This is a genomic window from Mycobacterium sp. NGS41 (assembly GCF_059812725.1).
The window spans coordinates 1-15,821 of sequence record NZ_JCALDF010000010.1; the positions used below are offsets into that span (position 1 = coordinate 1).

12 protein-coding genes and 1 pseudogene are annotated in these 15,821 nt (G+C 64.3%); 4 read left to right on the top strand and 9 right to left on the bottom strand.

From position 1 onward, the window contains the following. Both AC5Y21_RS11665 and exaC read right to left on the bottom strand, forming a co-directional pair. A partial coding sequence (locus AC5Y21_RS11665; RefSeq protein WP_499912398.1) for a DUF779 domain-containing protein occupies positions 1–328 on the bottom strand: 328 nt, incomplete at its 3' end. Then, the gene (gene exaC / locus AC5Y21_RS11670; RefSeq protein WP_499912400.1) at positions 328–1,851 is read right to left on the bottom strand and encodes an acetaldehyde dehydrogenase ExaC; all 1,524 of its coding nucleotides are present in this window, start codon (positions 1,849–1,851) and stop codon (positions 328–330) included. The genes AC5Y21_RS11665 and exaC, both read right to left, overlap by 1 nt. A 78-nt stretch (positions 1,852–1,929) precedes the next feature. On the opposite strand from exaC, the gene AC5Y21_RS11675 reads away from it, so the two are divergent. Beyond that, positions 1,930–3,945 (top strand): prolyl oligopeptidase family serine peptidase, encoded by a 2,016-nt coding sequence (locus AC5Y21_RS11675; RefSeq protein ID WP_499912402.1) that lies wholly within the window; start codon positions 1,930–1,932, stop codon positions 3,943–3,945. Positions 3,946–3,958: 13 nt separating this feature from the next. Next, positions 3,959–4,606, top strand: coding sequence for a DedA family protein (locus tag AC5Y21_RS11680; RefSeq protein WP_499912404.1), 648 nt, complete (start codon positions 3,959–3,961; stop codon positions 4,604–4,606). Positions 4,607–4,609: 3 nt separating this feature from the next. On the opposite strand, the gene AC5Y21_RS11685 is transcribed toward AC5Y21_RS11680, so the two are convergent. Beyond that, complete coding sequence (locus AC5Y21_RS11685; protein WP_499912406.1) at positions 4,610–5,896, bottom strand: DUF2254 family protein; 1,287 nt, start codon at positions 5,894–5,896, stop codon at positions 4,610–4,612. Positions 5,897–6,099: 203 nt separating this feature from the next. Here AC5Y21_RS11685 and AC5Y21_RS11690 point away from each other — a divergent pair, with 203 nt between their 5' ends. Further along, a complete protein-coding gene (locus AC5Y21_RS11690; protein ID WP_499912409.1) occupies positions 6,100–7,026 on the top strand; it encodes a crotonase/enoyl-CoA hydratase family protein in 927 nt (308 codons plus the stop codon). 63 nt (positions 7,027–7,089) lie between these two features. Further along, positions 7,090–7,548 (top strand): DUF5078 domain-containing protein, encoded by a 459-nt coding sequence (locus AC5Y21_RS11695; protein ID WP_499912646.1) that lies wholly within the window; start codon positions 7,090–7,092, stop codon positions 7,546–7,548. 493 nt (positions 7,549–8,041) lie between these two features. Here AC5Y21_RS11695 and AC5Y21_RS11700 read toward each other — a convergent pair whose 3' ends face one another. From AC5Y21_RS11700 to AC5Y21_RS11725, 6 genes and pseudogenes are all read right to left on the bottom strand, one after another. Next, positions 8,042–9,271: a hypothetical protein gene (locus AC5Y21_RS11700; RefSeq protein WP_499912411.1), complete on the bottom strand. Its 1,230-nt coding sequence runs from the start codon at positions 9,269–9,271 to the stop codon at positions 8,042–8,044. Positions 9,272–9,444: 173 nt separating this feature from the next. Then, entirely contained in the window at positions 9,445–10,359 is a 915-nt protein-coding gene (locus tag AC5Y21_RS11705; RefSeq protein WP_499912413.1) for an HAD family hydrolase, read from the bottom strand. Next, positions 10,360–11,912: pseudogene (locus AC5Y21_RS11710) on the bottom strand (arylsulfatase). 451 nt (positions 11,913–12,363) lie between these two features. Next, positions 12,364–12,891: a hypothetical protein gene (locus AC5Y21_RS11715; protein WP_499912415.1), complete on the bottom strand. Its 528-nt coding sequence runs from the start codon at positions 12,889–12,891 to the stop codon at positions 12,364–12,366. A gap of 147 nt (positions 12,892–13,038) precedes the next feature. Continuing rightward, complete coding sequence (locus tag AC5Y21_RS11720) at positions 13,039–14,286, bottom strand: HNH endonuclease signature motif containing protein (protein WP_499912417.1); 1,248 nt, start codon at positions 14,284–14,286, stop codon at positions 13,039–13,041. A gap of 1,005 nt (positions 14,287–15,291) precedes the next feature. Continuing rightward, positions 15,292–15,717, bottom strand: a complete 426-nt coding sequence (locus AC5Y21_RS11725) for an Ig-like domain-containing protein (RefSeq protein WP_499912419.1) — start codon at positions 15,715–15,717, stop codon at positions 15,292–15,294. Between the last annotated feature and the right edge of the window lie 104 nt (positions 15,718–15,821).

Sequence of the window (15,821 nt, forward strand, 5' to 3'; positions counted from 1 at the left end):
GGAACCGCACGCCTTCGGGCGCCTCGAGGCTGAACCCGCCGCCACGGCCGGGCACCACGTCGATGATCAGCTGGGTGTGTTTCCAGGTCTGGTATTGCGGACCCGAAATCCACACCGGCACCCCGTCGGCTCCGACGTCGAGCACGCCCAACAGGACGTCGCGATCACCGACCAGGAAGTCGGCGCGCGGGTAACACATCGGCGAGGACCCGTCGCAGCAGCCGCCGGACTGGTGGAACATCACCGGGCCGTGCCGGCCCTGCAGGTCCGCCAACAGCGCAGCGGCGTCGGTGGTGATGAGCGCGCCCGGCGGAGCGCTCGCGTTCATCAGAAGAATCCCAGCGCCTTGTCGGAGTAGGACACCAGCAGGTTCTTGGTCTGCTGGTAGTGCTCGAGCGCCATCTTGTGGCCCTCGCGGCCGAATCCGGACTGCTTATAGCCGCCGAACGCCGAGTGCGGCGGATACACGTGGTAGCAGTTGACCCACACCCGTCCGGCCTTGATCTCGCGGCCGGCCCGGTAAGCGGTGTTGCCATCGCGGCTCCACACGCCCGCGCCCAGGCCGTAGAGGGTGTCGTTGGCGATGCCCATCGCGTCGTCGTAGCTGTTGAACGGTGTCACCGCGACGACGGGCCCGAAGATCTCCTCCTGGAAGATCCGCATCTTGTTGTTTCCGGTGAAAATCGTGGGTTGCACGTAATAACCGCCGGACAGGTCACCGCCCAGCTCCGCGCGCTCGCCGCCGGTGATGAGCTTGGCGCCCTCACCCTTGCCGATTTCGATGTAGGACAGAATCTTTTCCAGCTGGTCGTTGGAGGCCTGCGATCCCAGCATGGTCTCTGAGTCCAGCGGGTCGCCCTGCCGGACGGCTTTGGTGCGGATCGCCGCCAGTTCCAGGAACTCGTCGTGGATGTCGGACTGGATCAGGCTGCGCGACGGGCACGTGCACACCTCGCCCTGGTTGAGGGCGAACATGGTGAAGCCTTCCAGCGCCTTGTCCTGGAAGTCGTCGTTGGCGGCCATCACGTCGGAGAAGAAGATGTTGGGGCTCTTGCCGCCGAGTTCCAGAGTGACCGGGATCAGGTTCTGCGACGCGTACTGCATGATCAGACGCCCGGTGGTGGTCTCGCCGGTGAACGCGACCTTGGCGATCCGGTCGCTGGACGCCAGCGGTTTGCCGGCTTCGGCGCCGAATCCGTTGACGATGTTGACCACACCGGGCGGCAACAGATCGCCGATCAGCGACATCAGGTAGAGGATCGAGGCCGGGGTCTGCTCGGCGGGTTTGAGCACAACCGCGTTACCGGCCGCCAGCGCCGGAGCCAGTTTCCAGGCGCCCATCAGGATCGGGAAGTTCCACGGGATGATCTGCCCGACGACGCCCAGCGGCTCGTGGAAGTGGTAGGCGACGGTGTCCTCGTCGATCTGGGACAGCGCGCCTTCCTGGGCCCGGATCGCGGCCGCGAAGTACCGGAAATGATCGGCCGCCAGCGGGATGTCGGCGGCCAGCGCCTCCCGGATCGGCTTGCCGTTGTCCCAGACTTCGGCGACGGCCAGCGCGGCGGTGTTCTCGTCGATGCGGTCGGCGATTTTGTTCAGGACCGCCGCCCGCTCGCTGGGGGCGGTCTTGCCCCACGCCTGCGCCGCGGCATGCGCGGCGTCGAGCGCCTTGTCGATGTCGGCCTCGTCGGAGCGCGGTATCTCGCAGAACGGTTCGCCGGTCACCGGCGTCGGGTTCTCGAAGTAGCGGCCCGAGACGGGCGCCACCCACTGGCCCCCGATGAAGTTCTGGTAGCGGGATTCATACGACATCAGCGCCCCGGCAGCACCCGGACGTGCGAAGACGGTCATTGGCTCGACTCCCTCATTTGACCTCATGTAATACACCTCACACTACCGCCGGGGACACAATGTTTTCTCATGGCTTCCATGACTTCAGCGCCCGCTGCCCAGGACCCGTATTTGTGGCTCGAGGACGTCACCGCCGAGGAGGCGCTGGATTGGGTCCGCGCACGCAACGGCCCGACAAAAGCGGAGTTCTGTGATGCGGAGTTCGAGCAGATGCGCGCCGAGGCGCTCGAAGTGCTCGACACCGACACTCGAATCCCGTACGTGGCCCGGCGCGGCGACTACCTCTACAACTTCTGGCGCGATGCCGACAACCCGCTCGGGCTGTGGCGGCGCACCACGCTGGACAGCTACCGCACCGACTCCCCCGAGTGGGACGTCCTGATCGACGTCGACGAACTGGGCCGCGCGGACGACCAGAAATGGGTCTGGCAAGGCGCCAACGTCATCAGGCCCGACCGCACCCGCGCGCTGATCACCCTCTCCCCCGGCGGCTCGGATGCGGCCTTCGTGCGTGAATTCGACATGCTGACACGCGAATTCGTCCCCGACGGGTTCGAGTTGCCGGAAGCCAAGTCGCAGACCAGCTGGGCCGACCTGGATACCGTCCTGGTGGGCACCGACTTCGGCGACGACTCGCTTACCGAGTCCGGCTACCCGCGAATCATCAAGCGGTGGCGCCGGGGAACTCCGCTGGCCGAGGCAGAAACGATCTTCGAGGGAACGCGCACCGACGTCCGCGTGATGGCGTCAGTGGATCGCACCCCCGGCTTCGAGCGGACCATACTGGCCCGAGCGCTGGACTTCTGGAACGAGGAAGTCTACGAGCTGCGCGGCTCAGAGCTGATCCGCATCGAAGCACCCACCGACGCGTCCCTGTCCATTCACCGAGACTGGCTGCTGATCGACCTGCGCAGCGATTGGACCGTCGGCGACACCACATACACCGCAGGCTCGTTGCTGGCCGCCGACTACGACGAATTCCTCTCCGGCGCAATACAGCTGAGCGTGGTGTTCAAGCCCGACGAACACACCGCGCTATATCACTACGCCTGGACTCGCGATCGGCTCTTGATCGTGACACTGGCCGACGTGGCCAGCCGCGTCGAGATCGCCACACCCGGCGACTGGCAGCGCCAACCGTTGTCGGGTATCCCCGCCGCCACCAACACCGTGATCGTCGCCGCCGACGACACCGGCGACGAGTTCTTCCTTGACTCAAGTGGATTCGACAGTCCGTCGCGATTGCTGCGTGGCAGCGGCGACGGTCAGCTGGAGCCCATCAAGGCGGCGCCGGAGTTCTTCGACGCCGAGAACCTCACCGTGTCACAGCATTTCGTGGCATCCAAGGACGGGACGTCGATCCCCTACTTTTTGGTGCGGCCGGATGGAGCCGGCGGGCCGGGGCCCACACTGCTCGGCGGTTACGGCGGATTCGAGTCGTCCAATACACCGGGCTATGCGGGCGTGCTGGGCCGGCTGTGGCTGGCCCGCGGCGGGACTTACGCGCTGGCCAATATCCGCGGCGGCGGCGAGTACGGGCCCGCCTGGCATACCCAGGCGATGCGGGCGGACCGGCACAAGGTAGACGAGGACTTCGCCGCAGTGGCAACCGATTTGGTCGATCGGGGTATCACCACCGTCGGGCAGCTCGGCGCGCAGGGCGGCAGCAACGGTGGGCTGCTGATGGGCATCATGCTGACCAAGTACCCGGAGAAGTTCGGCGCGCTGGTGTGCGACGTGCCGCTACTGGACATGAAGCGCTATCACCTGCTGCTGGCGGGCGCTTCGTGGATGGCCGAGTACGGCAATCCCGACGACTCGGCCGACTGGGAATTCATCTCCAAATACTCGCCGTACCAGAATATTTCGGCGGATAGCAAGTACCCGCCGGTGCTGATCACCACGTCCACCCGAGACGATCGGGTGCATCCGGGCCATGCCCGCAAGATGACAGCGGCCCTGGAGGCGGCCGGCCATCGGGTCTGGTACTACGAGAACATCGAAGGCGGGCACGCCGGCGCGGCCGACAACGAACAAGTCGCATTCAAGTCGGCGCTCAGCTACGCGTTCTTGCATCGGATGCTGCGGGCCTGAGCGTTTACCGACGGTGCCAATCGGGCACCCACGGGTGATCATGTCGTCGGAATTGCCGGGGGTCCTCAATCCACTCGCGACAGTCCTGGACCACTACGGCTATCTGGCCTTGGTGGGCGTGGTCTGCGTGGAGGGGATTGGCGTTCCGGCACCTGGCCAGATCATCCTGATCGCGGCCGGTGTTTACGCGGCGTCGGGGCACTTGAACCTCGCCGCGGTGCTGATATGCGCGTTGCTGGCGGCGGTGATCGGGGACAACTTCGGCTACGCCATCGGCTATTACGGTGGGCGACCGCTGGTGCGTCGTTTCGGGCGGTACGTCCTCCTCACCGAGAACCGGGTAGCCGCCACCGAGCGCTTTTTCCGCGGCCGCGGCAACACGGTCGTGCTGGTCGGGCGGTTCGTCGACGGGCTGCGTCAGGCCATCGGGATCGTCGCGGGGCTGGCCGAGATGCAGTGGCGGCGCTTCCTGACCTACAACGCGGTGGGCGCCGTCGCGTGGGTCGGTGTCTGGGTTCTGGTCGGTTACCTGGCCCAAACGCACATTCCCGTGATCTACGCCAAGTCTGTGCAGTACCAGACCTACCTGTTGGTGGGGTTGGCAGTCGTGCTGGTCGCGCTGGTGGCGCGGTGGCTCTACCGGCGTCGGCAGCAGGCCTGAGTGTCAGCCCGGCAGTCGATCGTTCAGCCGTGACTCGACGCGGTCCAGTTCCGCCGCCACGCCGAGGTGGCCGTTTTCCGAAAGCACCCGGCCCAGCTCAGTCAGCGCCCGATCGAGCTCTTCGGTAAACGGGTGCCTGGTGGCCGTCGGCAGCGCGTAGCGCAACTGCGCAGTTGCCGACAGTTGGTGGTCGGGCGACAGGCGCGGAATCGCCATGGCAAAGACATTCAGCACCTGGGCACAGGTCTGATGTTGCCCGCCCTCGATGGCGCCCACCGCGATGCTCGCCAGCGCGGTCAACACCAACGGAATAATGCGATCCCGGTAGACCACCGGCAGTCGGTCCTCATCGTCAGGCCCGCCTTGCGGCGGAGACTCCTGAGCCCAATACGCCAAGAGCTCGTGCAACCCGTCGACCGTCACCAAGGCTGCTTCCGGATCCCGCTGAGTCGCAGCGGCCCACCCCATGCTGGATAGCTGATGCACACCGTAGGACGGTTCCCGGTCGAGTTGCCGTTCTCTGCCGCAGCGCAACGCATCGAGGACGGCTTCGGCCAGCCGGTCACGTTCGTCCTTATCCTCGGCACGGATCGTGGCCAATTCAGTGCCGGCGACCATGTGCGTTCCCAGCTTGGCCGAGAACTCGATCTCTACTGGGCCGGTCGCGGAGCCGAGCGCGCGACGGAGGGTGTCGAAGTCGATGTCGACGAGATAGCCGCTGCACTGGGCGCAGACGGTTGTCGCCGGGAGGTGTTCGAGAAGTGGTTCCTTCCGAACATTCCGCAGCCACTTCAGCTGGCGGGCGCGCGTGGCGATGGTGAGCTGGACGATGCGCTCCACCACCGAAGGAGGACGTAGCTGGTCGAGCACCAGATATCCGAAGACGACCAGTCCGGCCATGGCCAGCACGCTGAGGATCAGCGCGACCGCAGTACTGAACACGGCTTGCTGCGGGTCGACCAACGCCAAGACCACCACGTAGAAGGCCGACAGCCCGGCGAAGTAGCCGAAGAAGGCTTGGTTGACCAGGCGGCGAAAAAACTGCTCCACCACAACCCAGGTGAACACGTCGGCCATCCGGTGGATCAACGTCAGCAACAGGACGAAGGTGATCGTCATCAAGGTGAGCATCCCGGGTGCCACCGTGCGCAGCATCGACTGGTTTTCCTGCGGCGGCGCCAGCTTCGACAACGCGTGCCCAACGGGTCGCAGCCAGCCCACGTCGGTGCCGTCCATCAGGCTTGTGACGACCCCCAGCACGGTGAACGCAACGATGATTGCCAGTGGCACCGCGAGGAACTCCTGCAGCGCCCGTCGCCATCCACTCTCCCGCCTCGGACGCAACCTTCCTGACGTCCGGCGCATAGTTCGCTCACCCACCTCCGACGGGACACCCTCGCCGTCGGTGGTACCCCCTACGCTCTCCGGCGAACCAGCCCCGGTCGCCGGGCCGACGCTTGACACCCGAGTCCAGCAACGGCTTCGCTTCGGCTATGCCGATATTCGAGCCGAGTCCGGAATTCGAAACGCTGCTCTACCGGACCGCGGGTCCGGTGGCCACCATCACGCTCAACCGCCCGGAGCAACTCAACACCATCGTTCCGCCCATGCCAGACGAGATCGAGGCGGCCATCGGGCTGGCCGAGCGAGACCAGGGCATCAAGGTCATCGTGTTGCGCGGCGCCGGCCGGGCCTTCTGCGCCGGTTACGACTTCGGCGGCGGCTTTGCGCAGTGGGGTGAGGCCATGATGACCGACGGGCAGTGGGATCCGGGGAAGGATTTCGCGACGATCACCGCGCGCGAGACCGGGCCGCATCAGAAGTTCATGGCCATCTGGCGGGCGTCCAAACCGGTGATCGCGCAGGTGCACGGCTGGTGTGTGGGCGGGGGCAGCGACTACGCGCTGTGCGCCGACCTCGTCATCGCCAGCGATGACGCCGTGATCGGCACGCCCTACGCCCGGATGTGGGGCGCGTACCTGACCGGGATGTGGCTCTATCGGCTGAGCTTCGCCAAGGCCAAGTGGCACTCGCTGACGGGCCGGCCGCTGACCGGCGTGCAGGCCGCCGAGGTAGAGCTGATCAACGAGGCGGTGCCGTTCGAGCGGCTGGAGGCCCGAGTGGCCGAGGTTGCCACCGACCTGGCGCGAATTCCGTTGTCCCAGTTGCGGGCGCAGAAGCTGATCGTCAACCAGGCCTACGAGAACATGGGACTGGCGTCAACGCAGTTGCTGGGCGGCATCCTCGACGGCCTGATGCGCAACACCCCGGACGCGCTCGACTTCATCCGGACGGCCGAGACGCGGGGCGTGCGGGCCGCGGTTGAGCGCCGCGACGGCCCCTTCGGCGACTACAGCCAGGCTCCGCCTGAGCTGCGGCCTAACCCCAGGCACGTCATCGTTCCTGATAGCAGCGCCTAGTAAGATAAGCTATTGATCACGATTTATGTCCGTGCAGATCTGGAAAGTGCTACCGTACTCGATATGACTCGGCTGTCTTCTAGCCTGCGTGCAGGCGCGTTATCCCTGGCCCTTCTCGTCAGCCTCGGCATTGGGGCCGCGACCTTCCCCAAGACCGCGGCGGCTGATTCCACCGAAGACTTTCCGGTACCCCGCCGAATGATCGCGACCACCTGCGACGCCGAGCAGTATCTGGCGGCCGTGCGGGATACCAGCCCGGTCTACTACCAGCGCTACATGATCGACTACAACAACCACGCGAACCTTCAGGAAGCGACGATAAATAAGGCGCATTGGTTCTTCTCGTTGTCGCCTGCGGAGCGCAGGGAGTATTCCGAAAACTTCTACAATGGCGATCCGCTGACCTACGCGTGGGTCAACCACATGAAGATCTTCTTCAACAACAAGGGTGTGGTGGCCAAAGCGACCGACGTGTGCAACGGCTACCCGGCCGGCGACATGTCGGTGTGGAACTGGGCATAAGGCTTTTTCGGGATAGTTGGTCGCCCGATGCTGAAGAGGGTCCAGCCTCTCGCTTCGGCTTCGACGAGTACCCCTTGCAGTGCGAGCCCTTGAACTGGTGTACCTGTTCAGGTCCTCTCACTGAGCTTTCCGCTGCTCCATCCCGTTTGCTTGTATCGTCAATTTAGTCGTTTGGCGCTGTTGCTACAGGAAGGTGATCATGAACGCACTGAGGTTGGTCGGCTTGGCGATGTTGACGGCGGTCGCCCCATGCGTGGCTCTCATCGAAAGTAGCCCAGCGCATGCCGACTTTCAGCCCTGCTCGGTGGAAGGTACGAAACTATGGGGCGACAGCGGCCCGATACTGTGCACGCGCGAGGGCAATGAGCCGCTGCATTGGGTGCGCATTCCTGCTGCAGGAATGTGTGTGGCGATCTGCGATCGGTTTGGCCCGCCCTAGGACGATTGCAGCTGCTGAATTTCGTTGGTCATCGCATCGGCACTCTGGTCATGACTAACCGCCAATCTGAAAGCGACTGATCAGCCAGGCGAGAAGGCACACTATTATCGCCAACCCTCCGTAACCCAGCACCGAAGGCCACCAGGGTTTTGATGCGACGGGCTCCTGGTAAGCGGCTAGCGCCACTAAGAAGCTGCCATTGTCGGTCGGCCCGACGCCCGGTAGCGACTGAGTTTTGGTCACCGTGATCTGGCTGCCATTGCTGGGATCGTTGATCTGACCCCAGGCCAAGGTGGAGTCGTCGAGCAGGAAGGTGTCCTGACTCCCCGCGGGTTGCTTATCGTCGTGCGCCACCACCTCCACGTGGCCCACCTGCACGACCTGGTCATTGGCAGGGACATAGGCCAAGACGTCCTGGTACACCTGCGGGGGTTTCGGCGGTATGTAGTCCGGCGGCGGTGAGCCGTTCCCATCGGGCGGCGGTATCCAGGCTCCGCCGTGGAAGCTGCCCGACGCCACATAGCTGTCGCCTACCGCGGTAAACGGGAATAGGCCAACCGTGGCCGCATCGAGCACGATCCGCCCACCGGCCGGCACGTACGCCTCCCGGTAGGCGCCGTTGTAGGAGAAGCGGAAGGTCACCGCCTGCTTGAGCGGGTTATACAGGGTCGGCCGGTGGAAGGCGTCGTACTCGATGTAGTCCCAATGACGGGGGCGCGTCAGTGCTTGGTTGTCGGCCTTAATGACGTCAACGTTGCCGCTGTGGGCAGTGACTGCATCGCGCACCTGACGGTCGAAGTCCACCACCTGCAGCATCTGCTGAATCGCGGGATTAACCCGCGTCGCCGGAGCGGACTTGGCAGCCGCGACCGCGTCCATTGGGGCATCCAGCCCTTTAGGCGGTTTCACCACCGAGGCATTCCTCGGCGTCCCTGAGGGCAGAGGATTGATCGTCGTGCTCGGTGGCGGGGGACTTGGCGGAACGACCTGTGCGGTCTGCGCCGGCGTCAGGCTCGGAAGCGGGGGTAGCGGCGGAAACACCGGAGCCGGCAGTGGCACGCTGCTCGGGGACGCCTGGGCCGGGCGGGACGGTGCAGCTTCGTAGCACGAGCGTGGCGTCGGAATGCCATATATCGCCACGTAATGCAGACATGCCTGGCAGGCCCCGGGGTTTGCCCCGGCGCCGGCACATGGAGCCGCCTGTGCGACACCGGGCACGCTGGCTACCACCGAGAACGGTGCGAAAGCCAGGGCGGCTGCCGCCGCAATCCCGAATGCTTTCATCTGCTGACCTTTTGGGGAACCGCACTGTTTAGAGAGCTGCGACCACCGAGAGTGCTGAGGAGGGGTAACGGCGGGTTTGCAGGTACCCGACCCAGTGTCGCACTTCTATATCCCGACTTGATACCGACCCTAATTTCTAGTGGTGTGGGACTGGGTCTAAATCGCCGACGATCTCACCCGAAGACCGTGACCCAATCGTCGCGGATGCTCACGACGGTCCAGCCGTTCGCCTTGGCTTGGTCGAGGACGGTTTCCGCGCCGGCGACATAGTCGAATTCACGGTCGGCATCGTCATGGCGGACCAGCGCACATAGCGACGGCGCTGCGGCGTGCGTGTATTGCAGCATCGCGAGGTCGCCGTTGGAGTTGCCCACCGCCAGGATCGGGCGCCGTCCGGTGCGGCCCCAGATCCGCACCGGCTTGACCGGGCTCCAACTAGACAAGTCGAGGAACTCCGGCCGCGACGTCGTCAACAGCTGGCCGTCCTTGAAGTCCAGACCCACCGAGCTGCCGATGACTCGCTCCGGCGGCAGCCCGTACATCTGCCCGGTGACCGGCCGCATGAAGTCGCGCCCGCCGCCGGAGGCGATGTAGTTGGTGAACCCGTTGGCTTCCAGGTAGCGCAGCACCTCGACCATCGGTGCATACCCGCAGGCGGTGTAGGGGCGGTTCAGCGTCGGATGTCGGGCCTCGGCGAAGAATCGCCGTACCCGCTTTGCGTGCTCCTCGACGGTCATCCCCTCGAAGGCCGAAAGGATCGCCCCGGCAACGACTTTGACGTCGGAGTCGTCACCGTTGTAGTGCTTGGTAACGGCGTCGTCGAACCACGACAGGTCGTAAGCCGCGGCGGCCCGGTAGGGCTGTTTGTCCGTCAGGGCGACGTCCGCCGCGGCTTGCTCGGCCAGCCGGCGAACCAGGAAATCCAGCTGAATGTAGGCCGGCTTCTCACACCACAGGGTGCCGTCGTTGTCGAATACCGCGATCCGCTCTTCTGGCGCAACGAATTCCGGGCCGCCCCGCGTCGTGACGCGGTCCACGAAGTCGGTGATGGCCGCCTTCGCGGACCCGTCGCGCCATGACTCGAGCATTTAGTCCTTGGCCAGGAAGTGCTGCAGCCGCTCGACCGCCTGGTCGATGGTGAAGCTGGCCGGAGGATGCCGCGGCGGGAACTCCTTGAAGGTTTCCAGAAACTTGGTGGCCATCGCGATCATGTAGAAAACGAAGTACGCGTGGTGGATGTACCAGTCGTAGTAGGTGTTCGAGGTGATGTCGGCGTATTCGAAGGGATCCGTGCGCAGGTTGAACAGCTTCGGTAGCCGCAGCGGGGTGAAGGGTTCGGCCCAGATCCGCATGGTGCCCTGGCAGCGCTGCTCCATGAAGACCGCTTTCCAGTTCTCGAACCGCAGCGCGACCAGATCGCCGTCGTCGGAGAAGTAGAAAAAGCCGCGACGGGGACTGGTCTCGACCTCGCCAGTCAGATATGGCAGCAGGTTGAAGCCGTCGATGTGGACCGGAATTCCTTCTCCTCGCCCTGCAGCGTGATCTGGTAACCCTCCTTGAGCTTTTCGCTGACATCGGGATCCCCGGCGGCGGCCAATAACGTTGGCAGCCAGTCGTGGTGCTGGATGGTCTCGTTGGAAACCGTGCCGGCCTTGATCTTTCCGGGCCAGCGGATCATCTCCGGCACCCGGAACGCGCCCTCCCAGTTGGTGTCCTTCTCACTGCGAAACGGCGTGGTCCCCGCGTCCGGCCAGCTGTTGCGATGGGGTCCGTTGTCGGTGGAGTAGATGACAATGGTGTCCTCGGCGATGCCGAGCTCGTCGAGACAGTCCAGCACCCGCCCGACATTGCGGTCGTGATCGATCATCGTGTCGTGGTAGGGCGACTGCCAAAGCCCGGCCTGGCCCCGGCTCTCGGGCTTGGTGTGGGTGTAGAGATGCATGTGGGTGGTGTTCATCCACACGAAGAACGGGGTGCTGGCCGCCTGCTGGCGTTTGATGTAGTCGATTGTGACATCGGTGATTTCGTCGTCGATGGTTTCCATGCGTTTGGTGTTCAACGACCCGGTGTCCTCGATCACCTGATTGCCGACCGGGCCGAACTTCGGGTGGTCGGGTTCGGTGGACACATCGTCGGTGGCCCTGCACTTGAGCACCCCGCGCGGCAGCGCCAGCTGGTAGAGCCGTGGGAACTGATCGGCGTGCGGATAATCCGGTTGTTCGGGCTCCTCTTCGGCGTTGAGGTGATAGAGGTTGCCGAAGAATTCGTCGAACCCATGCACTGTTGGCAGATACTTGTTCAGGTCGCCGAAGTGGTTCTTGCCGAACTGGCCGGTGGCATAGCCCAGCGGTTTGAGTAGCTCGGCGATCGTCGGATCCTCTGCGGCCCAACCGATGTCGAATCCAGGTGCGCCGACCTTGCTCATTCCGGTGCGGTATACGCTCTGCCCGCTGATGAACGCGGCGCGGCCCGCCGTGCAGCTTTGCTCGCCGTAGGAATCGGTGAACCGCATTCCCTCGTTGGCAATGCGGTCGATGTTGGGCGTGCGATAGCCCATCAGGCCGTCGCTGTAACAACTCAGATTGGTAATCCCGATGTCGTCGCCCCAGATCACCAGGATGTTGGGTTTCCCGTCAGGCATGACTGGGACCTTACGCGCCTCCGGGCTGACGAATCAGTCCTTTAGAAAGGCGGGGGCTCGTCGTTTGCGACGGTTGGGGTTTCGTCGCGTCGTGGTTCTTTCCTGCATGCTCGGAGCCGTTAGTTGTGACGGCGTTCAGTGGTGATGTAGTGGGCGCGGTTTTGGGCGCGGGTGGTTTTCCGGACCGGCATCATGGCGGTGCGCTCGCCGCACCGCTCGCCGTCGCTCGGCTGCGGTAGGGGCAGGTCACCGGTCGGCGCACACAAGGCGGGGAACAACAATGCACTGCCGGGGTCGTGACATACGTCTGCCCGGAGGGCAGGTTCCATATGATCGTGCCGTCCATACGATGCAGGCATGCCTGCTGATGGTGGCGACCGAGCCCGACAGCCACAGCGTTCCGCGCGACCTCAGCGGGCCTCGCCCGTCGACTTACGTCGAAATCGCCCGGCTACCTGAGCGTTTGGAGACGGTGCTTGGCGCGTCGCCATTCGTACCAGGCCGCCACCGTAAAACCGAGGAACACTGCGGAATAGATCCAGTCTTCAGGGTCCCAAGATCGCCAAACGCCACTCGCCAGCGCCGAACAGGCGGCAAGCATTACTAAGACCAACATCACCTTCCACCACCGAGCCGAATAGAACCTGCGCCCGGCGACCCGGATCGCCGCATCGCGGACGGGTGCATCGATCGGGACTGGGCCGCGGAAGCTTGCGTCGACGGCCGCCGACCGCTGCGCGGGATCGAGCCCAGCGAGGGCGTAGGTGTAGGCCCGATGTGAGTCGCTGGTGAACGCGGCCACCAGGAGACCGAAAATCACGATGTGCGCGACGTGCCCCGCAAGCGTGACCAACCACGTCTGGTGTGGATCGGCTGCCAACCCACGTGTGCGCCAGCCCGCCATCACGACGATGGCTGACACGCCCGCCACTGCTAACGCGCGCGCCCACCAGGGCTTGAGCACAATCCGAGTCCACATGAGTCTTCCTTTCTGACGGCGGCCGACCCGACCGGGATGGGTTGCTAAAAGGCTTGAGGCAACCCCTTGCCGGATCCTCAACAAATCCTTGAAGCTCTGACGAGGAGGGCAAATTGATCGACTGACGCCTTAGCCATGCGAAAAAATTCAAGCCAACCAGCCAGGCTTTGGAAATGAGGAAATTCGCGAACACCACCCCGCTGGGGTGTGTCTTACAAGAATTCCCGTGCCATCGGCTAGTTGTTTGTCGCGCCAGCCCCAAAACGTCTTCAGCAAGTGGTGAAACCTGCACAGACACTTGATATTTGACGCATGCGTCGCGCCACCGTCGGCATAGGGAATCGTATGATCCAGATCGCAATGTGTCGCGGGCCGGTCACAGCCCGGGGCGCGGCATGTCAGATCCCGGGCCCGCACAAAGGCGGCCAGCTTGGCTGACGGGGTGTAGCCCTTCTCCGGCGGCACATCCACAAATGTGGTCAGGGGCGCCAATTTGGCGGACTTCGCCAACTGGGCCACCAACTCGGCCGGAATCAACTGGTCAGCGCCCAGTACCGCCGCCGGGGCGTCGCCGCGGCCCTCGACACTGGCTTGCTCGGCGATGATGTGAATGACCAGGGACGCACTGGCCCGCCGCCCCCCGGCCGGACAGCCGGTGCCGCATTGACAGCCCAACCGGTCGGCACCGGCGGCCAGCGCCCCCAACGCGTCGGCGCGGCGCTGCTGCATGGTGCGCGGATCGCCTGCGCACACGGTGGCGGCCAGGGCGTCCAGTCGCTGATCCAGCGCGGCGGCATCGATCACAAATAGCCGGCCAAACAGCTCGGAGATGCCCGGTTCGGATTCCCAGATTCGCACCTCGCGCTCACTGGCTCGCTCGCGCACGCGGCGCACCGCATCGGCATCGGCGTGGGCCACGATCTTGTCGATGGCTGCCGCCAGCTTGCCCTGGGTCATCGATGGCCAGCGCGGCACCCGCACCGCGAGATCCGCATCCACTCTGGCCAGCAGGTCGGCCTCGGTAATCAAGTCGGTGCGATACACCAGTGTCTGAAACGTGCGGTAGTCGATGTCCCCAGCCCGAAACACCTGCGCAATCTTGGGCAACCGGTGGAGCATGGCCAGCGCGTAGTGCATATAACTACCGGCCAGCGCCGGGCTGATGCACAACGCAGCCGACACCTCGCCGCTGACTGCCGCCCAGGTATCCACGGCCCAGTCCTCGTGCTCGCCGCGCTCGGTGCGGCGCAGCTCGAAGAGCGCTCCGATCGCGTCCAGCCGCTCAGCGCCAGCCCGGGCCTCGGCGCGCCCGGCGGCACTCATCACCTCGACCAGTGCCTGCGACCGCTCACTCTTGGAGGGCTCGAAGGACTCGTGCAACCGGGTATCGCCCATGTGTTCGAATCTAGTAGAGCCCACTGACAAGTTTCGCCGTGTCACTGGATGCTCTCCAACCGACATCGGGTAGTGGGGAGCAGGCCTATTCAGTTGGCGGTCGCGCTGGTCAACATGCGACCGTCGGCGCGGGCCGGGCAAAGCGCACAGCCCGTTACTTATCAGGCGCAGTCTGCGACTAGCCAGCCTGCCTGAGCTGGAGAGTAAAGGTCTGTTGATACCCCGCCGGGTGGCCGCAGGCTGGCACGTTTTAGGTATATACCTCTGTGCCCGCCAAGGTGTTTGGGTCCCACGTGTCGCGGTATGGCTGAGAGGCGCCAGGGGAACCGTCGGCACAGCTTAGGGGCCAGGTGCCATCCATTGCCCATTGTCCGTTGACGATCCGCGCCTGCCCAATGGGCGATCCACCGGGTGTGGTTGCTACTGAAGCACATCCGTCGCCGCAGGGGGTGAAGTAAAAATCGCCGGAGGTCGATCGACCGGCGGGGTTTGTCGAAGTCCAGGTGTAGTGGCCGCTCATCGTTGTGTCAGCCCACGCTGTGCTAGCTGCACCGACAGCAAAGGCTGCCAGCATCGCGGCTGCGGTTAGCCCTCGTGTGATAATCATGATCTTGACCTCCTCTGAGCTGCGGTTTCAACTCATAGGGTGTCTGCCTACCACGTTCGCAGCGGCCCCGTTCGCGCATCCGAACAAGGAATGCTGTTCTGAAGTGGCTGAGAACACCCGCGGGGAAGTCCCCTTCGCTAATCAGACTGCGCCTCAGATGGCTATTCGCGAAAGAAGTGGTCGGCCCGAGCGAGACTCAGCAGTTATTCCCTTTGCACACAGGGTAATTCGATGTGGACGTCTGCGCGATGGCTGCCACGAAGCGGCGACGACCGACCTCGGCGTATCAATACGTATCCTGTACATCCTTAGTATGTGTTCTCGGCCCGGCTTCCAAACCTGTTGCAACACAGGGCCATTCACCGCTGAGGTGTCGGCAACGTCATAGCTGCGCAGGATCAGGGTGCCGTCGAGAAGTGCAGCTGGCTCGGAACGGCGGCAACGCCCGCCTCGTTCTTGAAGTTCATGTAATTGCCGCCGTTGAAGCCCAGCGCATAGGACTTGCCCGCTTCCAGCGTGCAGTCCAGCGAGAAGCTCATGCCGTCGGCCGAGACGGTCGGCGTCTTCTGGCAAGGGGGATAGGTGCCGTCCTGGAGGATCACAAACGAATAGGAATTCGCCATCATCTTCTGGTCGAACGTGACCTTCAGCTTGAACGGGCCGGCTGGCACCGTGGCGCCCGCGGCTGGGTCAGTCGCTACGACCTTCGGTGCCGCCCCCTCGGGTGCTGCGGTCGCGGTACCTCCCGTCAGTAGCAAGGCCGCCAAACTAGTGAACACACCCGCGGTCGTGCGCGCCCGGGCGGCACCGTCTATGCGTGGCATAATGCGCCTTTCTCCTGGTCGCCATTGCGTCTTTGCAGACTAATCGAGCGAACCGATCCGCGGTCCGGAATTTCACGACACTGACCTAAGGGGCCCGTCGCAAG